Origin of the sequence: Cesiribacter sp. SM1 (genome assembly GCF_020178975.1) — a bacterium.
GTDB lineage: Bacteria > Bacteroidota > Bacteroidia > Cytophagales > Cyclobacteriaceae > Cesiribacter.
Window position 1 is genome coordinate 13,434 of record NZ_JAHXBU010000094.1, and the last position, 26,220, is coordinate 39,653.

The 26,220-nt window shown below is 42.5% G+C and carries 25 protein-coding genes; 10 read left to right on the forward strand and 15 right to left on the reverse strand.

Going from position 1 to position 26,220, the window contains the following annotated elements; translation table 11 throughout:
- Positions 1 to 16: 16 nt before the first annotated feature.
- From KWJ01_RS24280 to KWJ01_RS24345, 14 genes are all read right to left on the reverse strand, one after another.
- Positions 17 to 1,333 carry a sugar transferase gene (locus KWJ01_RS24280; RefSeq protein WP_255651204.1) on the reverse strand — a complete coding sequence of 439 codons (1,317 nt, stop codon included), beginning with the start codon at positions 1,331 to 1,333 and terminating at the stop codon, positions 17 to 19.
- 162 nt (positions 1,334 to 1,495) lie between these two features.
- Complete coding sequence (locus KWJ01_RS24285; protein WP_224999731.1) at positions 1,496 to 2,638, reverse strand: glycosyltransferase family 4 protein; 1,143 nt, start codon at positions 2,636 to 2,638, stop codon at positions 1,496 to 1,498.
- Between the two features lie 46 nt (positions 2,639 to 2,684).
- Positions 2,685 to 3,929: an O-antigen ligase gene (locus KWJ01_RS24290; RefSeq protein WP_224999732.1), complete on the reverse strand. Its 1,245-nt coding sequence runs from the start codon at positions 3,927 to 3,929 to the stop codon at positions 2,685 to 2,687.
- Positions 3,913 to 5,004, reverse strand: coding sequence for a glycosyltransferase family 1 protein (locus KWJ01_RS24295; protein ID WP_224999733.1), 1,092 nt, complete (start codon positions 5,002 to 5,004; stop codon positions 3,913 to 3,915). Before KWJ01_RS24295 ends, KWJ01_RS24290 begins: the two co-directional genes overlap by 17 nt.
- Positions 4,973 to 6,244, reverse strand: a complete 1,272-nt coding sequence (locus tag KWJ01_RS24300; RefSeq protein ID WP_224999734.1) for a hypothetical protein — start codon at positions 6,242 to 6,244, stop codon at positions 4,973 to 4,975. Before KWJ01_RS24300 ends, KWJ01_RS24295 begins: the two co-directional genes overlap by 32 nt.
- A gap of 91 nt (positions 6,245 to 6,335) precedes the next feature.
- Positions 6,336 to 7,394, reverse strand: a complete 1,059-nt coding sequence (locus KWJ01_RS24305) for a glycosyltransferase family 2 protein (RefSeq protein ID WP_224999735.1) — start codon at positions 7,392 to 7,394, stop codon at positions 6,336 to 6,338.
- Between the two features lie 3 nt (positions 7,395 to 7,397).
- Positions 7,398 to 8,348 carry a glycosyltransferase family 2 protein gene (locus KWJ01_RS24310; RefSeq protein ID WP_370634762.1) on the reverse strand — a complete coding sequence of 317 codons (951 nt, stop codon included), beginning with the start codon at positions 8,346 to 8,348 and terminating at the stop codon, positions 7,398 to 7,400.
- Between the two features lie 109 nt (positions 8,349 to 8,457).
- A complete protein-coding gene (locus KWJ01_RS24315) occupies positions 8,458 to 9,405 on the reverse strand; it encodes a glycosyltransferase (protein WP_224999736.1) in 948 nt (315 codons plus the stop codon).
- An 11-nt stretch (positions 9,406 to 9,416) separates the two neighbouring features.
- Entirely contained in the window at positions 9,417 to 10,979 is a 1,563-nt protein-coding gene (locus tag KWJ01_RS24320) for an O-antigen translocase (protein WP_224999737.1), read from the reverse strand.
- Between the two features lie 9 nt (positions 10,980 to 10,988).
- Complete coding sequence (locus tag KWJ01_RS24325) at positions 10,989 to 12,095, reverse strand: DegT/DnrJ/EryC1/StrS aminotransferase family protein (protein ID WP_224999738.1); 1,107 nt, start codon at positions 12,093 to 12,095, stop codon at positions 10,989 to 10,991.
- Positions 12,096 to 12,140: 45 nt separating this feature from the next.
- Positions 12,141 to 12,833: a hypothetical protein gene (locus KWJ01_RS24330; RefSeq protein ID WP_224999739.1), complete on the reverse strand. Its 693-nt coding sequence runs from the start codon at positions 12,831 to 12,833 to the stop codon at positions 12,141 to 12,143.
- Positions 12,834 to 12,843: 10 nt separating this feature from the next.
- A complete protein-coding gene (locus KWJ01_RS24335) occupies positions 12,844 to 13,233 on the reverse strand; it encodes a MaoC family dehydratase (protein WP_224999740.1) in 390 nt (129 codons plus the stop codon).
- On the reverse strand, positions 13,234 to 13,659 hold the full coding sequence (locus KWJ01_RS24340) for an FdtA/QdtA family cupin domain-containing protein (protein WP_224999741.1): 426 nt from the start codon (positions 13,657 to 13,659) through the stop codon (positions 13,234 to 13,236).
- Positions 13,656 to 14,054, reverse strand: a complete 399-nt coding sequence (locus KWJ01_RS24345; protein ID WP_224999742.1) for an FdtA/QdtA family cupin domain-containing protein — start codon at positions 14,052 to 14,054, stop codon at positions 13,656 to 13,658. Before KWJ01_RS24345 ends, KWJ01_RS24340 begins: the two co-directional genes overlap by 4 nt.
- A 709-nt stretch (positions 14,055 to 14,763) precedes the next feature.
- Between KWJ01_RS24345 and KWJ01_RS24350 the strand changes: the two genes are divergently transcribed.
- Positions 14,764 to 15,816 carry a hypothetical protein gene (locus KWJ01_RS24350; protein ID WP_224999743.1) on the forward strand — a complete coding sequence of 351 codons (1,053 nt, stop codon included), beginning with the start codon at positions 14,764 to 14,766 and terminating at the stop codon, positions 15,814 to 15,816.
- A 222-nt stretch (positions 15,817 to 16,038) separates the two neighbouring features.
- Here KWJ01_RS24350 and neuC read toward each other — a convergent pair whose 3' ends face one another.
- On the reverse strand, positions 16,039 to 17,172 hold the full coding sequence (neuC, locus tag KWJ01_RS24355; RefSeq protein WP_224999744.1) for a UDP-N-acetylglucosamine 2-epimerase: 1,134 nt from the start codon (positions 17,170 to 17,172) through the stop codon (positions 16,039 to 16,041).
- Between the two features lie 325 nt (positions 17,173 to 17,497).
- Here neuC and KWJ01_RS24360 point away from each other — a divergent pair, with 325 nt between their 5' ends.
- The 9 genes from KWJ01_RS24360 (at position 17,498) to purH (ending at position 26,147) form a co-directional block, all read left to right on the forward strand.
- Entirely contained in the window at positions 17,498 to 18,166 is a 669-nt protein-coding gene (locus KWJ01_RS24360; protein ID WP_224999745.1) for a heme exporter protein CcmB, read from the forward strand.
- Complete coding sequence (gene ccsA, locus KWJ01_RS24365) at positions 18,163 to 18,828, forward strand: cytochrome c biogenesis protein CcsA (RefSeq protein WP_225000357.1); 666 nt, start codon at positions 18,163 to 18,165, stop codon at positions 18,826 to 18,828. Before KWJ01_RS24360 ends, ccsA (KWJ01_RS24365) begins: the two co-directional genes overlap by 4 nt.
- A 5-nt stretch (positions 18,829 to 18,833) precedes the next feature.
- Complete coding sequence (locus KWJ01_RS24370; RefSeq protein WP_224999746.1) at positions 18,834 to 19,100, forward strand: CcmD family protein; 267 nt, start codon at positions 18,834 to 18,836, stop codon at positions 19,098 to 19,100.
- A 46-nt stretch (positions 19,101 to 19,146) separates the two neighbouring features.
- On the forward strand, positions 19,147 to 19,569 hold the full coding sequence (locus tag KWJ01_RS24375) for a cytochrome c maturation protein CcmE (protein WP_224999747.1): 423 nt from the start codon (positions 19,147 to 19,149) through the stop codon (positions 19,567 to 19,569).
- Positions 19,569 to 22,106: a cytochrome c biogenesis protein CcsA gene (gene ccsA / locus KWJ01_RS24380; RefSeq protein WP_224999748.1), complete on the forward strand. Its 2,538-nt coding sequence runs from the start codon at positions 19,569 to 19,571 to the stop codon at positions 22,104 to 22,106. Before KWJ01_RS24375 ends, ccsA (KWJ01_RS24380) begins: the two co-directional genes overlap by 1 nt.
- A 56-nt stretch (positions 22,107 to 22,162) precedes the next feature.
- Positions 22,163 to 22,960: a Rossmann-like and DUF2520 domain-containing protein gene (locus KWJ01_RS24385; RefSeq protein ID WP_224999749.1), complete on the forward strand. Its 798-nt coding sequence runs from the start codon at positions 22,163 to 22,165 to the stop codon at positions 22,958 to 22,960.
- 53 nt (positions 22,961 to 23,013) lie between these two features.
- Entirely contained in the window at positions 23,014 to 23,895 is an 882-nt protein-coding gene (locus KWJ01_RS24390) for a geranylgeranylglycerol-phosphate geranylgeranyltransferase (protein WP_370634765.1), read from the forward strand.
- A gap of 33 nt (positions 23,896 to 23,928) precedes the next feature.
- Complete coding sequence (locus KWJ01_RS24395) at positions 23,929 to 24,519, forward strand: phosphoribosylglycinamide formyltransferase (protein ID WP_224999750.1); 591 nt, start codon at positions 23,929 to 23,931, stop codon at positions 24,517 to 24,519.
- 101 nt (positions 24,520 to 24,620) lie between these two features.
- Positions 24,621 to 26,147: a bifunctional phosphoribosylaminoimidazolecarboxamide formyltransferase/IMP cyclohydrolase gene (gene purH / locus KWJ01_RS24400; protein ID WP_224999751.1), complete on the forward strand. Its 1,527-nt coding sequence runs from the start codon at positions 24,621 to 24,623 to the stop codon at positions 26,145 to 26,147.
- Positions 26,148 to 26,220 lie beyond the last annotated feature (73 nt).

Genomic DNA, 26,220 nt, shown 5'->3' on the forward strand with positions numbered 1-26,220 from the left:
GCAGATTGCCAGCTGCTTATTTTCCTTTACCCTGGATCATCACCATGGCAGTCATAGCCATCACCCGGAGGTCAAGCGCCAGGGAAGCATTATCAATGTAAAGCAGGTCATAGCGCAAGCGCTTAAGCATTTCACTAACATTCTCTGCATAACCATACTTAACCTGACCCAGAGAGGTAATACCAGGCTTAACACGTAACAGGCGCTTATAATGAGGCGATGTTTCAATGATCTGGTTGATCCAGTATTGTCTTTCCGGGCGAGGTCCTACAACTGCCATATCACCTTTCAGCACATTATAGAACTGTGGCAGCTCATCGATACGAGTTTTTCTCATAAACCTGCCCCAGCAGGTAATCCTGGGATCATTGGTAGAAGAAAGCGCCGGTCCGAATTTCTCTGCATCAATACGCATACTTCGGAACTTATAGATATTAAACGGCTGCCCATCTTTACCAATCCTTTCCTGCACAAAGAACACCGGCCCTTTGGAAGTAAGCTTAATGATCATGGCCACCATCAGCAGAAAGGGGCTGATCACAGTTAACACGCAAAGGGAAAAAGCAACATCGAAAGTACGCTTCAATACGCGGTTTTTCACCTCATCCAGTGGGATCGCTGTAATGTTAAGTACAGGAATATTATCGTAACGCTCAAGCTTAAAACCTTTCTGGGAGAAGCCCCTGAAGTCTGCAAGTAGTTTTACTTTGATAATATTCGCATCAGCGAAATCCAAAAGCTCTTTCACTTTAGTGTAACGTACATAGGGAAGGCAGCAGTAAATTTCATCGACCTCATTCTTCAGTGCATACTCTTTGAGATCATCCATCTTACCTAGGATACCCTGACCTGTTCTGTTGTTATCGAAAAAGCCCAAAAGCCTGTAGCCATATTCGGGATGTTCCTCAAAATGCCTTTTCAACTCTTCTGCGAGATCACCATAGCCCATCACAACCACGTTACGGATATTATATCCATAACTTCTGTAAGACTGGAGGGTGTAGTAGAAGGCAGCCTTCCATCCAAAGTCAATCAGTACAAGTAGTGCAAAAGTAAGAATGAGGTGTTCTCTGGAGTAGTCTACTCTTCTGCCGATGAAGAGAAACGCAGTAAGTACCAGTAGATGAATTACGATTAAGCTCAGCTGCCTGCGTAGTACCTTAGAGAGTACCTCGGTACGTGCAATCTGGAACGGCTTGTAAAGAGCAGTTAACACCAGCCAGCTGATGTTAAAAAAGTAAAACATCTCAGCATAAAGGTGATTCTCCAGAAATTCGGCATTGCCAAACTTCAGAAAGTAGGCTAAGATAAAGGCAAGGTTAAGACCTGCCAAATCACCCAGAATTTGAAATGAATTTAAGAACCTAGAGTACCTGTGCGCCGCCATATGCCTTCTGTTAGCTGTTACTTTTAAGGGCCTGCAAATTAACGAAGGATATAATGATTTCTTGTTCTCATTTGCTGAAAAAATTACATAACAATCTGCGACACAACATCAATAGCCTTTTGTTATGAAATCCTGATATTTGATGGCTATGTACTCTTCTACCTGCTTTTCGAAACGTTGAGAACTAAACTTTTCGGCATGGGCTCGAATCTTAATCGGATCAAAACTTACCTTGCTTGCCTCAAAAACTTTAACCGCTTCTCCTATTGCTTTTGCAGTTTGCTCATAAAAGAACACCCCAGTATCCGGAGCCGATACTGTTTCCAGACTTCCACCTTTACCAAATGCAATCACAGGTGTTCCGCATGCCTGCGCCTCCACTGGAATGATCCCAAAGTCTTCTTCGGCTGCAAAAATAAAAGCCTTAGCCCGCTGCATGTAGTACTTTAGCTGGTCGAAAGGTTGATAGCCCAGTAATTCAATATTTTTAGTAGCCCTGGCTTTGATTTTATCATAATCGGGTCCACTGCCAATCACTAACAGCTTTTTATCAGGCATTTGGCTGAATGCTTCTACAATGATATCAATCTTTTTATAGGGCACCATTCTGGAGGCTGTCAGATAAAAATCCTCTTTATTTTCATGAAGTTTGAACGCATCCGTATCAACCGGTGGGTAAATCACATCGGCCTCACGGCGATACACTTTGTTGATACGTCTCGCTATAAATTGGGAGTTTGCAACAAAATGGTCTACTCGGTTGGTACTGATAATATCCCAGCTACGCATTCTGTGAAGCAAATATTTAGCCAACCAGCCTTTCATACCGCTGTTCAGACCAGCCTCCTCCAGATATTGATAGTACAGATCCCAGGCATAGCGCATGGGCGAGTGGCAGTAACAAATATGCAGCTGATTGCTATGCGTTAGCACTCCTTTGGAGACCGAAGTGGAAGAAGACAAGATCAGATCGTACTCTGTAAGATTAAACTGCTCCACCGCCAGCGGGAACAGGGGCAAAAACTTACGGTGATTTGATTTAGCCGTTGGCAGTTTCTGGATAAAACTGGTGTGCGCATGTTTGCCTTGCAACATGCGCTGCCTGTACTCATCAGAAAAGAAATCGATCAGGGAAAAAAGCTCAAAATTAGGGTTAACATTCAGAAAGGACTGTACACACTTTTCAGCGCCACCTTCTGTAATAAGCCAATCATGCACCAGGGCTGCCTTATATTCTTTAAGATCAATCATTTATGGAGGAAATAACTTTTACATGACTTTTACCAGTGATTACCGATTAGAACCAGTCGCTTCTATCACTCTTTGAAAACTTAAGCAAGATGTAAAAATACATAAAGAAGGTAATTCCTGCCTGTCTGCTCAATAATTCCTCGGTTTGAAAGCAGATCAGACTAAAGATTAGAAACATTGCTAGCAGGAAGTTTCTTTCTCTGTAAGAGAACCAGAGCCCGACAACAAAAATGGCTAAGAGCAAAAACAGACCAGGAAGCCCTGTTTTTACCCATACTCCTAAAAATTGGTTGTGGGTGTTGTAGTCTATCTGCCGATAGGCATCTGTTGGTAAAGTATGCAGGCAATTATTCAATACACTTTGTGCATCGCCAACACCTGTACCTAAAAAATAATGATCTTCTAGAATTTCTTTTGTACAATGAAAGATTCCCACACGAAGGTTTGTAGAATTGAAATGCTCGCCCTCCGGTAGCTCATATTTTGTTTCGATTGTCTCTAAAGCTCTTTGTCGTATGGTAGGAATAGCAATTATTGACAGAACCAGAATACCCAGGACTACAGCAACCAACATCAGTTTCTTCAGTAAGCTCCACTGTGCAACAAGCAGTTGAAAAAATAGAGTAACAACGAAAGCAATCATTGGCATTCTTGCAGCTAAGAGCATACTTACTCCAATAAACACCACTATGATGAATGCCTTACCTAATATTTGAAAAAATGTACTTTTTCTGCTGGAAAGCTGATCGATACAGATGATTCCTGCAAAAAGTATAAAAGTTGATAAGTAGGTAGGATGTGTACCTGTAATTTGCTCTGCATATTGTCGCTTTTGAATTTCTTCAAAGTGCGGAGGAACAGATGGATCGCTTTCATAGGAAAAGATATACATGCCAAGGAGATAGCACGCAAGTAAAAAGCATGCCGCCACGTAGACTGTTAGAGCAATATCAAAATGCTTATTTTTCAGCTGCAGCTTATTCCAGAAAAGCATAAGTGGAAACACTGCGAGTGGTACACTTTTTTCGATTACGAACAAACCAGCGGGGAGATTATCTGTATATACTAAGGATGCTGTAAACATTAGAAAAAGGCCGATTGGCAGCATCCAATATATTAGATCCGATCTTTTACCTGCATTTCCATAAAGCCCTGCAGCAAATGTTACCACACACCATATAATGGTGAAATTACTTCTTAAGGAAACAGATAAAATGGGAAATAAAGCCAGTGCAATAGTACTCCAAGAGAAATAGTCTGGCAGCTTTGAAGCCTTAAATATTTTCAGCAACGTATTGAAATTTATTTTCTAAGATCTTTAAGAAAGATTGTGCAGACTCTTTCCAGCTAAAGCGAGCATGCTGGTAATTGGCTTCCTCAACAAGCCTAATACGCAAATCAGCATCGGTGATTCCCTTTCTTAGTCCTTCGGCTATAGACTTTGGATTCATTGGATCAACAAATATAGCAGCCTTTGCACATACTTCGTGAAAAACTGCCAGATCGGAAGTTACAACCGGCACTCCAAAGGCCATCGCCTCTAGATTAGGAATGCCAAAGCCTTCATACAAAGATGGATAAGCAAACAAACGTGCATGCCTGTAGTAGTCAGCCAACTCAGTATCGGAGACCCTGCCAATAAACTTTATCCGCTTGTCCTCCTCAATGCCGGGAACTGTGTTGCTAAATGAAAATAATTTATTGCCACCACCTACAACATATAGTTGTAAATTAGATATTGGTAGGGCCTGAAAAGCCTGTATAAGCCTTAGCAAATTTTTTCTTGGGTCCAGCGACCCTACTGTCAGGATATAAGCCTCTCGTTCATGCTGATGAACGTTTTTGGGAGATTGCAGCAGGTGATCTGCAACGCCATTATAAACAACAGAAATTTTAGACTCGCTAACCTTTAACACTGCAGCAATTTCTTGCCGCATTGCATGACTTACCGTGATAATGTGCTGTGAATTCTTTGCTATTCTGGGAATTAAAAATTTGTAATAATTTCTGAATACAAAAGAAAACCAGGCCGGGAAGTGCAGAAAAGCTAGATCATGAATTGTTACAACCTGGTTTTCATAAAAAAGAGGTGCTGTATTGGTAAGATTTACCAATAGTGGAGAACCCTTTTTCTTTAAAAATGCTGTTAACTCCAGCTGCTCCCATGCATGTCCTTTTAGCTTTCCAATCTTTTTAACTGCCAAGCCATGGTTATCATCTACAGTGTTTGGAACCAATATCTGAAATTGAATATCTGTTTGACGGATGGCTTGCTTTAGTATTTCCAGCGCAAAACGCTGTACGCCAGTAATAGCCTGAGTTAAAAAGCGGCCGTTAATGTATACTGTTTTCCTGCTGGCTTTCATAATTATAATCGAGTTTTAACTGGTTATAGGCCAGTCCGAGAAAAAGCCAGATTACCAAGTAAGAGTACTCTGGAACAGCTATCATCATTGATAGATACAAGAAGACAAGACTGTACCTTAAGGCACTTTGCCTTTTGCCATTTCTAAGTTTGAACACAGGGTAGAGGAATGCAAACGTAAATGTAAAAAAACCCAAATACCCACTATTAACCAGAATGGTTGTAAAAAAATCTGTTGATCGTACTGTGCCAAAGCCAACTCCCGTAAGCTGTACAAAAAAAGGCAGCTGCACAAAAAAACTAAAATGGTTAATAAAGAATGTGCTCCTTTCTGCCCCGGATGCATTCTTTGCCGTTAATTTTTGCCACACAACTTCTTCAAATAACTCAATAAGTGTAGGCAGAAAAAGAATGAACAGCACGACAGCGCCAAAAAGACTAAAGAAAACCAGTTTGTCTCTTATGCCCCTTTGCAGGAATCGCCCTGTCAATAGTATGGCAAGTCCCAGGTAGAACGTCGTAGAGAAAGAAAGAACAAGAGAAATCAAAATTGCATAGGCAATTTTCGTTTTGCCAGAGAAATAAGCATAAATAAAGACAGGGAAAACTGTTAGGGCATACATAGAAGGCTCGCCAGTAAGACTCTTGAACCTTTGTAATACTATTCCACCAAAACTTATAGACTGCAGTAAACTTCCAGACCCATCTTCTCCAAATACTCTGTTTGATAAGAAATCGCCATATGTACCCGTTAGGACAAAGTAAATCTCTTCATAGAATCCGTATATCAAAAGCAGCACAGCGCCTGCATATAAATAACTATCATGAAAATCTGACTGATAATATACATATACGTACACAAAAGCTAGCAGGCAAACAAACAAGTACAAATGCTGAGTAAAAAAGCTACTCCGCAGAAAAAATCCTTTATCCTGACTTATCAAGATCAGATTTTCTGATGAAGGGAACCGATGTTCAAAAAGTAAAACATTCAGCTGAGATAACAGAGCCAAAATAAATACTATACTTAGAGCTAGGCAAAGCCTAGTTATGTATACACTGGATTTGTAGCGTGAAAAAATTATAGCTAAAGGAAGAGATAAAAACGTTAGAAGATATGCAGGCGTAGTTCCTTTTACTGATGGAAAAACGACTATTGATGTCACAAAGAACAATAATAACCAAAAAGCCAGATAGCTTTCGGTCAATCTGTTTCGCCTCAACAATAGTGGAACATCCATATAGAGAATATAATATATTAATTACAGTTTCAGAATGAGTGAACCAACTTAGGGAACACTTTCTAAAAATTGTACAGCAGCAAAACCACCCTTATCTTTTCAAGAGAGGATCTTCTTGCTGATAAGGTCGGGAAGGATTGAACAACATTTTCATAATCATACCAACTCGCTTCAACTCCTTTCTTTTGATTCTGTTGGCAATAACTATCAGAAAGCTTAATTGAGTAAGAGGAAGGTACTGTGGATAATACTTTCTGGTAAAAAGGAGCCTATTGCGAAGAGCGTAGTAATCAGCTAGTTCAGACTTTTTTTTCTTATAATCAATAGCATTATTGATGGTTGCTCCCTCCTTATGATAGACCAACGATGTGGGGCAGTAATCAATATAATAGTGGTACTTTTTAGCAACAGTTGCCCAGTCTATCTCCTCAAAATAAAGAAAATAGTCTTCCGACATCAGCCCTACCTCTTCCAGAAAATGTCTTGACACGAACATAGAAGCACCTATAACGTAATCTATCTCCATATGCTCCTTTGCCGCTAAAGCTTTGACTGGGAGTCCCTGTCCCTGATGGCCAGTAACTGCAAAATACTTATTGAACTTGCCACCTACTCCCTGCACTAGCTCAGGTGTATCGTAGTACAAAAGCGCAGAACCTAATATTCCCAGCTTTTTGTTTCCCTCTGTATTTGCTTCTGCATAGTAATTTACCAAAGCCTTTAGGGCATCGGAGTCAACAACAGTATCATTATTCAGTATCCAAGCAAAGCCAAAATCATCTCTTTGCATTACATATCTTAGACCAATATTATTACCTGCAGCAAAGCCTTGGTTGCTGTTAGCTTTAATCAGGGTTAGCTTATTTGAACCATCTCCTTCTGCACTTTCAATCTCATGTTCCATTAAAACCTTGATATTAATAGGCTTTTTTATATAAGGCTGCAATATACCTTCAAACAATGTTTTAATGGAATCTATCTTCCCATTTGCCCAGTTCAATATGTACTCAATAGAATCGTTCGTATCCGAATTATCAACAACAATTATCTCAAAATTGGAATAATTCAATTTCAGGCAGCTCTCTAAACATTCTACTGTATCGAGGTGGCCTTTATAATTGAGCACGATTATGTAAACTTTATCTTTCAATTTTTACTTAAGTTTCGCTATCATCTTAAGAAGTATAAAATTTAAAAGGCCTCTGTTAGAGCACAATAGTGATCGCTCAGTCCTGGTGAAGGGCATTTTGCCAACATACCTGCTTAACTCCTGCTTATCAGTTTTATAATATGCAACGAGGCTGATAAAGGCCTTTTTAAATTTTCTATCAAATAATCCGTTCAGGTCACTATCAGAACTAAAAAACACTTTGTGTTTTTTGTATAGAACAACTAATGCAGTAAGCATTTTTACGCCATTATTAGTCATACTTGATCCATGAAGGCGTATGTAGGTAATGGCATTTGCATCGTCTGAATAGTAAAAATGAAAATTATTTTCTGCAGCCCTCATCCAAAGATCCCAATCTTCATATGACTTCAACTCAATATCAAAAAAGCCTGTTTTATCGAACAGAGATCTCCTAACCAAAGGAGCGCTAACCACCATAATATTACCCCTGATTAACTGCCGCAGAACTTTTCTTCCCCGACCCGAAACCTTAGGCATCCATTCCCTGCCTTTTTTTTGAAAATCTTTATAGAAAACAGCCGGATGTTCCGTATCAAAATAAAGTGCCCTGCAGTACACAATATCTGTTTTTTCAGATGCAGCAAATACTGCAGCCTGGCTCGCTAGCTTTTCTTTAGAGAGCAGATCGTCCGCATCAAGAAACTGAATGAATTCGCCTTTACTTTTTAGTATTCCTGTATTTCTTGCTGCTGATAGTCCTTGATTAGTCTGATGAAAATACTTTACTCTTGGATCCTTCTTCTCTAACTCTTCTGCAACTTCTCTGGTACTATCCTGTGATCCATCATCTATGATCAGGCACTCAAAATTTTGGTATGTCTGATCAAGAACAGAATTAACAGTTTCCTCCAAAAAGTGACTGTAATTGTAGCATGGTATAATTACAGATATCAATGCTTGGTTTTTCATCATTTATTTTCTCACTGTGCAGCAGCATTCATTCTGAGAAGCATCAAGAGATTTTCTTTTCTGTGTCAGTACAAAACACAATCTACTATGGCTACGGCATCAAACCCTAAATTTACCAACTATAGCTCTTCAGTTTTATATTCCGATATGCTTTGATTGGTACTCCGGTTAGTTTATCTAACAATTTCATGGCTTTTGTATTTTTATTTAGTCCTAGAGCATTAAAAGCCTTCATTCTTTTAAAATCATATGTATAAAGAAGTCTTTCAATATGAGGCAGGTTAGGATAAATGTAGTAGATATATATATCCTCTAACTTTTGATCATAGGCTGTAAAGAGCTTCCTCTTATTTTGTGGCAGGGATACAGATTCATTGTGTAGCCTGTATTTTACTGTTGCTTTGTTCAGATAGTATATCTTGTAACCTGCTGATGTGATCTTTATCCACATTGGCCAGTCTTCCACCATAGGAATTCTCTCATCAAACCCGTTCATTTTCTCCAGTAAGGACTTTTGCATGAACACCGATGGTGCAACAACATAATTTCTTCTTAATAAGAGCTCAAACTGCTTTGAGGCTGTTATATCGGGCATGTTGAAAACAAAGTGATCAATTTTAGATTCCTGAAAAAAACATTCCTCTTTAAAGTAATTCTGGTAGATCAACTTTTTTGAACAAACAATCTGTGCTCCTGGATTAGCTGATATGAACGTAAGATTGGCTGCAATACATTCAGATAGAAGAGCATCATCTCCAGCTATGAATTTTAACCACTCTCCGTCGGCAGCTTTGAGGCCTCTGTTCAAATTTGAGGTAACTCCTGTATTTTTTGTAACAGTAATCACTTCTGTTCTTACAAACCTATCTTTATTTTCAGAAATCCATTTTCTACAAACTTCTACTGTATTATCCACCGAACAGTCATCACAGATAATTAACTCAATCTTCTGGTAAGTCTGTGACTTTGCACTCTCAAGTGTATCCAGCACAAACTTGGCTGAATTATATGTAACGATCACAATAGAAACTAAAGGACTCTCTGAATGAAAACTACTCATACCGGAGATAATTATTTTTTAAAGAACCTGTTCCTGATATTTTCCAATATTGCCATCAGGCCTAAACGTTTGTTTAACTCCTGATAAGCATGAACTACAGACACAACAATGAGGCATAAGCCTACCATATAGGAGTATGGTTGTTCCAAAACTTTAACAGCCAGAAAGCAGCTAATTGCCAGAATTAATTGTATACCAAAGAGTTTGTAAAAGTGGAACTCAAAATTAAATTGATATCTAGCCCTTGCTAATAAGTATACTTGCAGCAGGTACACCACGTATGTCAGCAAAAATGAGACTCCCAGTCCGGTGAGGCCACCTAACTGATACCCTATTAGATTAAACCCCAATAGATATATATTAGTAACAAGTTCGCTGAAGAAAAACAGTTTACTGTCTCCCTTAGCCAAAAACATAAATGCTATTGCCCAACTTGCTGCTTTAAATAGCATTCCTACAGCAGCCCACTGTATCATGGGAGTGATCTCAACAAACTTTTTTGAATAAAGGAAAATTACAATCCAGTCAACGAACACCAGGAAGAACAGAATAATTGGCGCCATTATAAGTAATGCAATTTCTCCCTGCTGATTGATTATGCTGGCAGCCTGCTTATTATCATGCGCCACACCAGACAGTCGCGGGTAATAATCTGTTGCCATGGCGGCAAATATCATTCCTACATAAGTGTTTATAATTTGAAAACCTGAATTGTACAGTCCTACATCTTCAACCCCTCCCTGATTACTAATGAATATGCGTACAATATAACTTACCAGCGTAGTAACCAAGCCACTGATACTAAGGAAGAAGCCTAGCTTTAGCATACCCCTGCCCTCTAAAACAGTTCTTAGCTTACTAACCTTTACTCGCTGTATCTTAACTTTTCCAGCAAAAAAGTGCGCAATTGTTAGGGATGCGGCAGAACTTAGAATCAAAGCAGGAACAACACCATCAATTCCGAAGAAATAATATAGAGGTAGTGTAGTAAACAAGGACAAAACATTGCCATATACATTTGCTCTGGCCAGGTAGTTTAGATGTCGCATTCCCTGCAGCACTACCAGTTGGCTGTTGGTTAGCTGATTGAACAGGAGTGTAACCGAAATCCAGGCAAATGCCGAGGTATATTCACTATTGCCAAAGGTTAGTTTACTAAGCCATGGCGACGATGCTATCATCAGCAGTGTAGCAAATAAGCCAGTAATCCACACCCATCTGCGGAAAACAGTAACCACTACACCACTTCTATGAAGATCATTTGTACTATGAGCTGCTGCAACATCCTTCACAGCACTCGTACTTAACCCAAAGCTGGCAAAACTATTGATCAGATCAACGGCTGAGGTAAGTAACCCTACCACTCCAATACCGGCCGGACCGAGCAGTATTGCAATTACTTTAGAACGTGTAATTGATATCAATATATTGAATGCCTGTACCCCCCCGAACAGAGAAGTGGCTTTCATGATCTGGCGATAAGAAGATTGCTTCTCTAACTCTGCTACAATATGTTCCTCAGGTTCCTTAGAACTTACTTCACCCTCTGAAAAGCGATCAACTTTTGATAGCACAATAATATATTATTTATTAACAAACCCATTCACCACCTCTATAACTCTTGCCACCTCTTCATCCTCCATTACCGGACTAATTGGCAGACTTAACACTTCATTATGAATTTTTTCAGTTATCGGAAAAGATAAATTATTTAAGGCTGAATATGCCTGTTGCTTATGAGGAGGTATTGGGTAATGGATTAATGTTTGTATGCCATTGCTGGTCAGGTACTCCTGTAATCTGGCCCTATTTGCACATCTTACTACAAATAAGTGCCACACATGTTTCTCCTCCTCTTCCACAAAAGGCAGTACAATTTCCGAATTAATGATACTCTTACGATACGCAGCTGCTATGGTCTGTCTTCTTTTTGTATCAGCATCAAGATATTTAAGCTTTACACTGAGCACTGCCGCCTGAATTTCATCTAGCCGGCTGTTTAGGCCCAGGTACTCATTTACATATTTTATCTTAGAACCATAATTAGCCAATGTTCTCACTAATTCCGCTAGAGAGGCGTCGTTAGTGGTTACAGCACCGGCATCTCCCAATGCTCCTAAATTTTTACCTGGATAAAAACTGGTACCTGCAGCATCTCCCAAAGAGCCAGTTGGCTTCCCTTTATAGAGGGCTCCTTGTGCTTGTGCATTATCTTCAATCAGTTTTAAGCCATACCTGTCACAAACAGCCTGGATCTTATCATTGTAGGCACATTGTCCGTACAGGTGGACAATCATGATGGCCTTTGTTTTTGAGGTAATTACTTCCTCTATCTTTTCAGGATCAATATTATAAGTTCTTAGATCTGGTTCCACTAAAACAGGGGTCAACTTGTTTTCAGAAATTGCAAGCAGAGATGCTATATATGTATTAGCAGGTACAATTACTTCATCGCCCTCCTGCATCACCCCTAACTCAATATAAGCTCGTAGAATAAGGCGCAAAGCATCCAATCCATTTGCAACTCCTATTGTATGCTGCACATTGCAGTAATCAGAAAAACTATTTTCAAATTCTTTTACTTCATTTCCTAATAAATACCAACCCGAGTTAATTACTCTGTTAACTGCCTCTTTTATTTCTTCACTATTTTTTTCGGTAATCTTCTGAAGATCTAAGAACTTGATCATATAGATTTATAAAATAACCTTAATAAAATGATGTACAGAACCTAATTAGCTCTTGGAATTACAGTAAAGGGGTCTCTTGCTGTTAGTATGTAGTTGGTCAAACTCTTCAGTAATTGAAAGAATTTTATCGCTTTTGGGGGCAACCCCAGTTAATACATAAGCATTGATTTCTTCTGTATATTCAGTAAAGCCGAATTTCTCAATTGCATAATGATTTACTCTTGGGGGCTTACCATTAACATAAATAGTGAATGGCTTAACATTTTTTGTTAATGCACTCCCCATCCCAATCATAGAAAATTGACCAACCACCGAATACTGATGAATTGATGTATGCATAGCAATATTTGCTCCATTCAAAATAGTTGTAATACCCGCCAACACACACATAGGGGTAATTACTACATTATCATGAATCACAGCATCATGGGGAATATGCACACTTTGCATAAGAAAAACATTATCACCAATCTTAGTAATATCTTTGTAACAAGGTTTCTGTACAGCAGTGAACTCCCTTATTATATTGTTACTTCCTATCTCAATATAACAGTCTGATGAATCATAACGAGGATTTCTCGTATCCTGTCCGGGGGAACCAATCACTACGTGAGGTCCGATGATGTTATTATTGCCTATTTTAAGGGGGCCTATCAAGATCGAATAAGGTAGGATTTCGTTATTGTCGCCTAATTCGACATCCCCTTCTATGATTACAGTTGGATGTATATTATTCATTCTTAGGTTTCTATTTCTTTAAGATCAATGCTGCACCATCAACAACTAGTTCATTATTCTGATTAACACACTGAGTTATCAGCCTATAGGTATTTTCTTTCGGTATTTCTACAATCTCTACCACTGCTGTTATTGTATCACCTATAAAAACCGGCTTCAGAAAAGCAACATCCTGCTTTAAATATATTGAACCTGGGCCTGGTAGCTTATTTGCAATAACCGCACTAATAAATGAGGCATACAGCATACCATGACTGACACGACTTTTGAAAATAGTTGTCTTGGCATACTCTTCGTCCAGATGTACAGGATTCATATCCATTGAAAGATCTGCAAATAATTCAATATCAGCAGAGGTAATGACCTTGGATAATTGCGCTTTTTGCCCTACTTGAAGCATTTATGATTGTCCCCCTGTTTTGTATTTCTCAAATTCTAAATAATCTCTTATGTAATCTCCTTCGTCGTAAACCTGTGAGGCAAGCACTAAGCATATACTGCCAGAGGAGAAGTTATCTAACTCTCTCCACAAACCAGCCGGCATATACAAGCCCATATAAGGCCTTGATAAATGGAAAGTCCTTTTAACCCTGCCATCATTTAATATAATGTCAAAGCTTCCACTTGCCGCTATGATTAACTGTTCAAGCTCTTTATGGCCATGGCCTCCTCTGGCTTCACCGCCTGGTACATCATATAGGTAATAAACCCTTTTCACCTGAAATGGAATTTCCTGATTGTTGTTAACAGCGGTAATGTTCCCGGCAGGATTGTAAAGGCGCGGTAATTGTAACTTGGTACAATCGAAAACAGTTGTGTCTTTCATGCCTGCCCCCTTTCATACAACTGAAAATCACGGATGTAATCACTCTCTGTGTAAATCCTGCTGGAAATATGCAATCCCAACGAGTTAGTAGAGAAATTCTCCATGTGGCGCCATGTTTGTGCTGGAATATAAAGGCCGTAATAACTGCGATTTAACGAAAACTTTTCTTTGCTTCCATCCGGGTCTGTTATAACAACATCAAAGCTCCCGCTTAATGCTATGATAAGTTCTTCCTGTTCTTTATAAGCATGACCACCCCTTTGCTCTCCTCCAGGCACATCATAGGTCCAAAACACTCTTTGAATTTCAAAAGGCACATGCGCAGGATTCTGCAGGAAAGTGAGGTTACCCCGTGGATCTAAAATTTTTGGAAATTGAATGATATATGGTCTCAACTTACTTTAAGCTTATATTATACTGTTGATTTATCTTGTAAAACCCTTTCAGGCAGTACACATTTACAGACCCAATCCAGTTCCACAAACCCAAAACTTAATGTGAGGAAACCGTCGATGGACTGGGATTTATTGTGCAATGCTAATGGCAAGTTTAGCTTGGCCACTTAAACTAAATTTGAATCTGGCAAGTTCCTGTCATCGTGAAGTGGTTAGCGTTGTTCTCCACAATTGGTTTTATCCGAGTACAAAGGTCGGGCAAAAATAAAAATTTTTCTACTGCATATCGTATTTAAATAATGCAATAAGCTTAAATATATTACAAGCACCCATTTCTTACTTTTATTCAATAAGACATGCACAACTGCCCTTCACTAGTCTTTAACAATCAAAACGTTGACCCACACACCATGAATCTCAAAACATGATTATACAACAACACAGAACACTACATTCTTAAAAATATTCACCTATTTGAAGTGGCAGCAACAACATGAAACAGTGTATCTCATATTATCAATTTACAAACCTCCAGATCACCTTTAGGAACACGACCTTATAATTTGCCAGCAACAAGTTTACCAAAGCTTGCCAGCTCAGTAAATTTTCATCCTTTCTGTACTTACTTACTCCTAAACACAGGCAAAAGAATTTAATGTTTCCGTTAAATGTCTAAAAGAATGTAAATTAGCAGCCAAATTTATATTTCATGCAAGACAAAGTGCCTACCAGACATACAGTTGCATCTGACGAAGTTGATATTAGGGAGATATTTGCTGCCATAGGCCGTTTCTTTAAGGGAGTTGGGAGAAGTATTGTTACTACAATCATACGCATCCGGCAGGCCACAAAAAAGTTTGCAAAGTTGATCATAGCCTCCATTCTGCTTGGAGCAGTATTAGGCTATCTTAGTTACAGTACTTATGAGGCTTACTACGCTTCCACCCTAACTCTTAGCTCGAAGTACTATAATGTGGAGATGCTGGAAAGCTCAATAGAGGAAATCAATCAATTAGCAGGGGAAGGCAACCATTTGATCTTAGCCAACAAACTTAACATTAGCCCTGAATTAGCCAAACAAATACGTTCCTTCGAGGTAAAGTCTGTTGTTTCAACCAGTGATGTGATGGAGATGGAAAGCATCCTTCAGGTGGTAGAGAGAAATACTGAATTAACAGAAGATCAGCAAGATGAGATTCGTGATAGACTGCTGGCCAGTGCAAATAATTATATAATTATTGTAACCGTTTATGATTTAGTTGTTCTGGATGCACTAGAAGAAGGCATTACCCGTTACCTGACAGACAACGAGTACGTGAGCCGAAGAGTTAGCATAGCACATGAAAGGCTGCTTTCTATGAGGGAAAAGTACAAGAGAGAGTTAGAGCGTTTGGATAGATTAAAGAATTTACAGGCAGAAACATTTAGTAAGTTAGCCGAGACCACCAGAGCTGGTTCTAATAATGTTATCTTAGGTACCGGAGAAACTGCCAACGACCCACTTAATGTCTATCGACAGGATTTAGAGTTTTACCAGGAGGCATTAGATGCCGACTCCGAATTAAAATTGAACGCTAGTGTTGAAATTGTTAGCGGTTTTACCGCATATAGCAGACCTGCAAGCTTATCTTTAAATGGCCAGCTGCTGCTAGGCGCATTGATTGGCATGGGCATTGCATATCTGATTATCCTGCTCATAGGTATTAACCAGGCACTTAACCACTACGAAGCAAGGTACTCTGCCAGAAAGTCTCCAGCTTAGCCAAGCTTTCACAAGGGCACTTACTAAGCGGCTAAGTCCTAACCCATCAGCCCTTACCACCCTATCAAACGCAAAAGTCTGACGGCATCATTTTGCTTATTACTAAAAAATTTACTGAATTTTTCAAATAAAGGAAGAATAAAAATTGCTAAACAATGCAGTACATTTTAACTTAAACTTTCAACTTGATGTGTAGGCAGTCATACAAACCCAAAACTACCCTTACAATTTACCCTGCAGGAGCCTGTTCTTTAAAAAATCCACAATGCTTACAACTGCCCCTGCTTTATAGTACGGATTCTGACCCTCGTAATTTCCCAGCCGGGCTATTCTTGAAGCTTCTTCTACTATCTTTTGCGCATCGAAGGGGCAATGGATTACATTTTCTCCGGCAAAACGCCCCTGCTGCCTGTTGCCCAGGTTAACCAGATACTTATGTAGAGAAGCTGCTTCTATAATACCACTTGAGGTATTGCCCAAAAGGAAATCCACATGCTTCATACAGCTGAAATAGCTCCTGGTGCCAAAGTTTTCTACCAGGTGCACCTGCTGTGGAAAGCTGGCTTTTAGCCTGCTAAAACCATTTCTGAAAACTGAACCCATTGTATCAGAATTCGGCATGGTAATGATAATCTGATACGACTGCCCGATCAGCGCCTCAATTGCTTTTACTACTTCTTTCAGATTTGCTTCATTCGAGGAAATATCAACCGTTTCAGGGTGCACCGTAACAAGTATGGATGGAACAGAAAGGTCTATCTCCCATTTCTCATAAAACTCCTCTACACTTAGCAGCCTGATATTATCCAGGTTTTGCAGACTTAAGGAACCGGTGACCAGAATGTTTTCAGCAGTTCCCAGGATTTGCTCCACACGCTTTGCATAATGATCTGTGGATACAAAGTGAAAGCTGGATGCCAGTGTCAGGCAGTGGCGGTACACATTGTCTATGGCACCCAGAGTGGTTTCCCCGCCATGGATATGTGCAAACCTGATGTTAAAGGGAATACCCGCATTTACCGCCCCAAACATTTCGTAACGGTCGCCCAGGCAAAACACTATATTAAACTCGCTGCCATGCTCCTTCCAGAAATCAGCAAATTTCAGAGAGGTTAAGGCACTGGCAGTTGCTATGGAGTTTGCATCATCGTGCAGCAGAAGTGAATTGATGGTGTACTCAACTTCAAAACCATCACCAGTAATTTCACGAATGGTGTACCCATGAAAATGCGACAAATGTGTACCAAAAGCGATGATCGACAATTGAAAATCATCATCCTTCTGAAGAGCTTCCAGTAATGGCTTGTAAATTCCATAATCTGCTCTTGAGCTTGTTAACACTCCAACCTTGATCATTTATATGAAGCAGTTAAGCTTTATTCCTTCTGGCAATATTAGTTAATTCTTACTCCCGATACCAATGGTAACGCTAAAGGCAGGGATGATGGCACCCGCACTGCCCCCACAGTTTCAGGCATAGCCTTAATTGAGGCAGGCTGTAACCTTGCCTGGCAGATAACCGCCTAAGCAAAACTACAATGGCTGGGTAAATGCATCTCAACAGCTGCTGCTACTGCTGCCAACCCTTTTCATGCAGCCAAAGTTATTCATATACCCGATTTTTGCCGCTAAAATATTATTTCCGGGCTTTGGGTAGTATCTTTGCGGCAAAAACAGGCTCATGCGGCTAGAGGAAGTAAAGGCACTGCTATACAAAGAGTTACTGCTGGAATGGCGGCAACGTTATGCCTTTAATGGCATGCTGCTCTATGTAAGCAGTACTATTATAGTATGTTATATGAGCTTTGGCGTGCGCAGCGGCATGCTTACCCCTCCTGTCTGGAACACCCTCTTCTGGATTATCATGCTCTTTACGGCTGTTAATGCCGTTGCTAAAAGTTTTCTGCAGGAAGCTGAAGGGCGACAGCTGTATTATTATACCCTGGCCTCTCCGCAAGGAATTATTCTGGCTAAAATCGTGTATAATGCTATGCTCATGCTCCTGTTAACAGGGGTGGGCCTGCTTTTTTACTCAGTGGTGCTCGGCAATCCGGTGCAGGATCCGCTGCTATTTATAGTAGCCATGGTGCTGGCAGCCATTAGCTTTTCTTCTACCTTTACCATGATTTCAGGCATTGCGCAAAAAGCCGGCAACAACAGCACTTTAATGGCTGTTTTGGGGTTTCCTGTAATAGTGCCTACCCTGCTAATGGTAATAAAAATAGCTAAAAGTGCCATGGATGGGCTGGAGCGCAGCCTAAGCCTGGATGAACTGGTAACGCTGCTGGCAATAAATGCAATAGTAATCACAGTCTCTTTAATGCTGTTTCCTTTTTTATGGAGAAGCTGAAAAAACATTGGTGGAAAGTACTGGCGGCCCTGCTGCTGTTTTATACAGTAATAGCGGGACTACTTATGGATGCGCCCCGGCTGCACATCCTTAACGAAACCATAAGAGCCCTGCACTTCCATGTGCCCATGTGGTTTGGCATGCTGGCCCTGCTGCTGCTTTCTGTAGTGTATGCAGTTAAATACTTGCGCAGTGGCGAACTGCGTCACGATCGCTACGCCGTTGAGTTTGCCAATGCTGGCTTAATATTTGGCATACTCGGCATTGTTACTGGTATGTTCTGGGCACACTATACCTGGGGCAAATTCTGGAGCTTCGATCCCAAACAGAATATGTCGGCCATTGCACTGCTCATTTACCTGGCCTACTTTGTACTGCGCGGCTCTTTTGAAGACGACCACCAGCGTGCCCGCATCAGCAGCGTATACAATATCTTTGCTTTTGCAGCCATGGTGCCGCTCTTATTCATATTACCACGCCTTACCAGCTCTCTGCACCCGGGCAACGGCGGCAACCCGGGCTTTAATGCCTACGACCTCGACAGCAACCTGCGCATGGTGTTTTACCCGGCTGTTATTGGCTGGTTTCTGTTAGGGCTCTGGTTTGCCTCCCTGCGGGTAAGGCTAAGACTGGTGCAGGATAAACTGGAAGATAATCTATAACAGAGATGCGAAAAATATTATTGATCCTTTGCCTGTTTTGCTCACTCAATGTGCTGGCGCAGGAAAAGCAGGAAATTACCCAGCAGGACTATGCCAACCAGCAGGTAGAAATGGCCGACCGCTTTAGGGCCGATGGCAAAATCTATGTGGTAGTAGGTGTTATTGGCCTTATTCTGGGCGGACTCCTCACCTATGCGGTGATCATAGACCGCAAGGTAAGCAGGCTGGAAAACCTCGTTGAAAATAGATCAAGTAAACACCTGGTTGGATGAAATTTTAACCACCCCGGTGCTGTTAGTAAAATAGAAACCAAGTGCTATGAAATTTTCACACATTCTGGGCATTGTGGTAATAGCAGTAGCTGTTATCATTATCATTTCCACCACTGGAGATGCCAGCTCTTATGTTGATTTTAAGGAAGCAAAAGCAATGGCTGTTTCCGACACCCGTGAAATTCACGTGGTGGGCACCCTTAAAAAAGATGCCCAGGGGCATGTAACAGGCATTATGCCTGCAGCCGATAAGCTTTCTTTTTCTTTTCTGATGATCGATGAAAAAGGAAAAGAGCAGCAGGTGTTTTACAACAACCCCATGCCTCCGGATTTTCTGCGTTCCGAGCAGGTAGTGGTGATTGGCCGCTACCAGGGCGATTCCTTTGTGGCAGGACAAATCCTGCTGAAATGTCCTTCTAAATATCAGGAGCAGGAGCTTCAACCTACTCAACAAGCACAACTCAACTAATGGTACACGAATGGATTGGCCAAACCGGCCACTTCTTTGTAGTAATCTCCTTTGTGGCTGCCCTCTGGGCTACCTGGAACTACTACTGGGCAAGCCGAAAAGACACTGTTAATCCCGGCAGCTGGCTCAAACTGGGCCGCATCAGCTTTGGCATTCACAGCCTTGCCCTTTTTGGCGTGGTTGCCTCCCTGTTTTACATTATTTACAACCACTATTTCGAATACCACTACGCCTGGAGCCACTCCAGCCGTAGCCTGCCTGTTCACTACATGATCTCCTGTTTCTGGGAAGGTCAGGAGGGCAGCTTCTTGATATGGATGTTCTGGCAGGCCTTGCTGGGCCTTATCCTGATGAAGTTTGCCGGTAAATGGGAGGCCCCTGTACTGGCTGTAGTAGCATTTGTACAGGTGTTCCTGGTATCCATGATCCTGGGCTCTGTTATTCCCGGCCTCGACCTGAAGATTGGCAGCTCTCCGTTCTTGCTGCTTCGCGATGTGATGGAAGCACCGGTTTTCGCCCTTAATCCAGATTATGTACCGGAAGATGGCACCGGCCTTAACCCGCTGCTTCAGAACTACTGGATGGTGATTCACCCGCCTACCCTTTTCCTTGGCTTTGCGCTTACGCTGGTTCCATTTGCTTACTGTATAGCAGGCCTGTGGAAAAAACAGCACGGCGACTGGATTAAGCCGGCCCTTTCCTGGACCTCTGCCGCAGCTCTTGTTTTGGGTGTGGGCATTTTAATGGGCGCCTATTGGGCCTACGAAACCCTTAACTTTGGTGGTTACTGGAACTGGGACCCGGTAGAAAATGCCGTTTACGTACCCTGGCTGGTACTGGTAGCTGGCCTGCACCTGATGATTGTGTACCGCAAGAACGGTACAGCCCTCAAACCTGCAGTGCTGTTCATCATCTCCATGTTCCTGCTCATACTCTACTCTACCTTCCTTACCCGCAGTGGTATTTTAGGCAACTCATCCGTACACTCCTTTACCGACCTGGGCCTTTCCGGTCAGCTGTTGCTGTACATGATGGCATTTGTGGTACTGGCAGCAGTGCTGGTGGCCCGCGAGTGGAAAAATATGCCATCTACCGCCGAGGTAAGTGTGTACTCAAGAGAATTCTGGATATTTATAGGTGCCACCATCCTAAGCCTCATGGCTTTCCAGGTACTGGTACCTACTTCTATACCTGTATATAATAGTATTGCCAGCTGGTTTGGCATAGAGCTTAACATGGCACCACCAGCAAACCCGGAGGTTTTCTATACCAACTTCCAGCTGTGGTTTGCTGTTGGCCTGGCGCTGCTTTCCGGTACTGCCCAGTTCTTCTGGTGGCAGAAGATGGACCTGGCCAAACTCAGGAGCGCCCTGGTTCTGCCTGCCGTAGTTTCCCTTATTGTTGCTTCCATGGCGCTTGTTGCTCTGGACATTAAGGAGCCTAAGTACCTGGTGTTGCTGGTTGCCGCCATTTATGCAGTTGTTTCTAACTTCTTTGTGCTGCTGGGCCTTAAGCATACTAATTTAAAACTGGCCGGTGGGTCGGTTGCCCACATTGGTATTGCCATGATCCTGATGGGCATCCTGTTCTCCAGCGGATATTCTAAAGTAATCTCACAGAACAGCTCCGGTCTGCTCTACAGCCGCGAGTTTGCCGATGAGGTAAACCAGGAGAACGTACTGCTGTGGCTTAACGAGCCGCAAAAAATGCAGCAGTACCAGCTGGTGTACAAAGGTCAGTTCCTGGAGGCCGACGATGCACCAGGCTATATTCATAAGCAGCTGCTGCGCCCTACCGACAAGCCGGATCTGTACATTGCCCGCGGCGATTATTACCATAAAGGTAAAAAATACTTTGGCCAGGGCGATACAGTGCAGGTGCAGCCCGAAAACACCTATTACAGGGTAGAATATACCGATGCCGACGGAAAGAAGTTTACCCTTTTCCCGCGTGCACAGGTAAACCCGCAAATGGGCTTTATTGCCTCTCCTGATATTTTCCGCGGCATCGAGAGCGACCTTTACACCCACGTTTCGGTAGTACCGGATCCGAAGGAGCCCCTGAAATGGAGCGATCCCGAAGAACAGAAGATCAAGATCGGCGACAAGTTTTTTGTAAACGACTATGTAGCTGTTCTGGAAGGCTTACAGCAGGTACGCGAAGTAGAAGGTGTAAAGCTGAACGAAAGCGATATTGCCGTAAAAGCAAAGATCAGGATTATGGCAGAAGGCGGCAGTGAGTTCTTCGCAGAGCCCGTCTACGTCCTGAAAATGGAAGAGAAGACCTCCGGTAACCTGCCTGCCGTAATCGATGACCTTGCAGTTAAGCTAAGCTTTGTAGCCATACATCCGGAAGATGACAGCATCACCATCAGCCAGAGCAAAACCCAGAAAGACTACATCATTCTGAAGGCAATGGAAAAGCCGCTGATCAACATTCTCTGGACAGGCACCCTGCTGCTGGTCGTTGGTTTTGGCATCGCCATTTACCGGCGCTACACCGAATATAAGCTCTTGCAGAAAAAGGGCCAGTATTAGTAATAAAATAATAAGAACAAGAGCGGCCCAACAGCCGCTCTTACTTTTTTAGTGCTATGGCAGAAACATTCAACATCAGTATTGTTGGCGCCGGCAGAGTTGGCTGGCACCTGGCACAGGCACTTTCAGCTGTAGGCCATACCATTCAGGAGATCTGGAGCCGCCGGCAAAGCCAGGCCCACCTGCTGGCTGCCAAGCTGCCAAATGCCCGTGTAGTCCATTCCCTTGATTTCTCAGAAAGCCCATCACAGGTATTTCTGTTAACGGTTACCGATGCAGCACTGGCAGACATAGGCCACCGCCTACGCTTACCCAAAGATGCCGTTGTTGCTCACAGCTCGGGCAGCCAGGCCCTAAACATGCTTAATACCATAGCAGCAGGTGGTACAGGCGTGTTTTACCCCTTACAAACCTTCAGCAAAGAAAAAGAAGTTAACATGGCTGAGGTTCCTTTTTTTATTGAAGGCTCCAACCCTGCTACTACACTTATCCTGGAGGCCCTGGCGCTTTCACTCTCCAACAAAGTTCACAGGGCAAGCGGTGAGCAGCGCAGGCAACTGCACCTGGCGGCAGTCTTTGCCAGCAACTTCAGCAACCATATGCTGCGCATTGCCCACGATCTGCTGCAGGAAAGCAGGCTGCCAACAGATTTACTGCACCCACTCATTGAAGAAACCCTCCAAAAGGCCATAAAAATAGGTCCGGCGCCCGCACAAACAGGGCCTGCCGTGCGTGGCGATATTCCCATCCTGGAGCAGCACCAGAAACAGCTACTGGCCCACCCCGAATGGATGCAGCTGTATAAGCTTATTTCTGATGATATTCTTGAAAAAAGTAAAATAAACAAGCAATAAAGGCTTCTAACAATCTGTTCAGATTTTTGTATTTTTACCAGCTATAACAGAGCATGATGGAAGCGCAGCTAAGTTTCAGACGGGTAGGTACTGCTTTTAGCAGCTTGCTGCTGTTAACACGCTTCCCTAACCTCCTGATAGTAGCACTCACCCAGTACCTGACGGCCATATTCCTGGTGGGGCCTAAAACAATCTGGCTGGAATATATGACCAGCCCGAGACTTTTTATCTTATCGTCTTCTACAGTTTTAATTGCTGCCGCCGGTTACATCATTAACGATTATTATGATGTTAAGATAGACTACATCAACAAGCCGGAGCGTGTTATTGTGGGCAAGGTCCTGAAGCGCAGGGTGGTCATGGCTGTTCATACTATATTTAATATTACCGGCATCTTACTGGGAGCCAGCTTATCTCTAAAGGTAGGTGCCCTTAACTTTCTGGCAGCCGTATGGCTCTGGCTTTACTCAAACCAGCTAAAGCGGCTGCCATTTGTTGGCAACTTCAGTGTGGCAGTACTTACTGGTTTATCGGTATATGTAGTAGCGCTGTATTACGATGAAAACACATCACTCATCCACGCCTATGCGCTCTTTGCATTTGTACTAAGCCTGGTTCGGGAGATAGTAAAAGACATGGAAGACCTGAAGGGCGACGCCGCCTTTGGGTGCAAAACGCTGCCAATTATCTGGGGCATCAGACGCACAAAGTATTTACAGTATGTGTTGCTGGCAGGCCTGGTTTTTTTATTAATAAACATGGCAGGAAAAGTCAGTGATCTATGGTTGAAAAACGCCTTTTTCCTCTTAATTTTACCAGTAATATATTTTACAGCCAGACTGGCCCGTGCCGACAGCCGTCGCGAGTTTGCCTGGTTAAGCAGCTTCTGCAAATGGATTATGTTGGCGGGAGTACTTAGTATGATTTTGTATTAGCCAGCTTATTGTAACTCTGTAGTCGTCATCACTTTGAAAAGTAATAAAATCCGGATTGCTGTCTTTGCCTCCGGTAGTGGATCTAACGCCGAACGTTTTTTTGAACATTTCAAACATTCGCCCCTGGCAGAGATTGCGCTGGTATGCAGCAATCGGCAGGATGCTTATGTACTGGAGCGTGCCAGGAACCACCGGCTGCCCACCTACACTTTCACCAATAAGCAATTACAGGAAAGCCAGGATGTACTGCTGAAGCTACAGGAAGAAAAGATTGACCTGATTGTACTGGCTGGTTTTCTGCGGCTTATTCCCTCCTACCTGATCGAAGCCTTTCCCAACAGCATTGTAAACATTCACCCTGCCCTGCTACCCAAATGGGGCGGCAAAGGCATGTGGGGCATACACGTGCACGAGGCGGTGGTAAAGGCAAAAGAATTACAGAGTGGTATTACAATTCATTATGTAAATGGCCGCTACGACGAAGGCGACATTATATATCAGACCAGCTGTGCATTAACAGAGCATGACAGCCCGGCCGAAGTAGCAGCTAAAGTTCTGCGCCTGGAGCATGAGCATTACCCTAAAGTGGTAGAGCAACTAATCAGGGAGAAATATAAAGAGTAACAAATAAAGCGATAACACCTTATCCTCGTTATAGTATGGGGTCACACCGGCCATATAGTCCGGCAGCCCTCTAAATCAGTAATTCACACCCTTAAATAATCATGGAGCAGCGTAAGATTCAGTCAGCCCTAATCTCAGTTTATTATAAAGACAAGCTCGAGCCTATCGTTAAGCTGTTAATGGAGATGGGAGTAACCCTGTACTCTACCGGCGGTACCGAAAAGTTTCTTCGCGACCTTGGCGCAGAGGTTATTCCTGTAGAAGACCTGACCGAATACCCCTCTATTTTTGGCGGAAGGGTAAAAACGCTGCACCCAAAAGTATTTGGCGGCATTCTGCACCGCCGCCAGCACCAAGGCGACCAGGGCGAGGCGCAAAAATATAATATTCCCGCCATCGATCTGGTAATTGTTGATCTCTATCCGTTTGAAGAAACTGTTGCTTCCGGCGCCTCAGACGATGACATCATCGAAAAGATAGACATTGGTGGTATATCACTAATCCGCGCTGCCGCAAAAAACTTCCGGGATGTTCTCATCGTATCGAGCCGCGAGCAGTATGCACCACTTGAGTTGCTGCTGAGCGAGAAAAAAGGGGTTACAACACTTGAAGACCGTAAACTCTTTGCTGCGCACGCTTTCGATATCAGCTCCAACTACGATACTGCTATATTTAATTATTTTAATAAAGAAGATACCCTTCCCCGCCTCAAAATCAGTGAACGCGAAGCCAGAGTTTTGCGTTATGGCGAAAACCCGCATCAGCAGGGACTGTTCTTTGGAAATTTGCACGAAATCTTTTCTCAGCTAAACGGCAAGGAGCTATCGTACAACAACCTGGTAGACATAGACGCTGCTGTATCGCTGATAGAAGAATTTGAGGGTAAAACTGCTTTTGCGGTAATAAAGCATACCAATGCCTGCGGCTGCGCAACAGCCAATACGGTACTGAATGCCTACCTGAAAGCACTGGAAGCCGACCCTGTGTCTGCCTTTGGTGGCGTGCTGGCCACTAATACAATAGTAGACAAAAGTGCTGCCGAAGAACTGAATAAGCTTTTCTTTGAAGTATTGATAGCACCAGACTTTGAACCTGAAGCCCTGGAGCTGTTAAAGAGCAAGAAAAACAGAATTATATTGAAGCAAAGCCAGAAACTACCAAATACCAAACAGGTAAAAAGTTTACTGAACGGCTACCTGGTACAAGACCAGGATACACTGGCGGAAAAAGCCGGCGAATTTAAAACAGTAACCAAAAAAGCTCCGGCTGATACCGAAGTAAAGGCCCTGGAATTTGCCGTTATTCTGGCCAAACACACCAAGTCCAATACCATTGTGCTTGCCCGTGAAGGACAGCTGATTGCCAGTGGTGTGGGCCAAACTTCAAGGGTAGATGCACTAAAGCAGGCCATTCATAAGGCCGAAAGCTTTGGTTTATCGCTGGAAGGTGCCGTTATGGCCTCAGATGCCTTCTTTCCCTTTGCAGATTGTGTGGAAATAGCACACGGTGCCGGAATAGGTGCAGTGGTGCAGCCGGGAGGCTCTGTAAGGGATCAGGAGTCTGTGGATTTCTGCGACCTGAACGGTATGTCTATGGTATTTACCGGAATTAGACATTTTAAGCATTAATATTACGTTATGCTTTGTATGTCGCTATGAATTTGTAAATTTTCGTGAGAATTAACCCCTGATAATCATAACG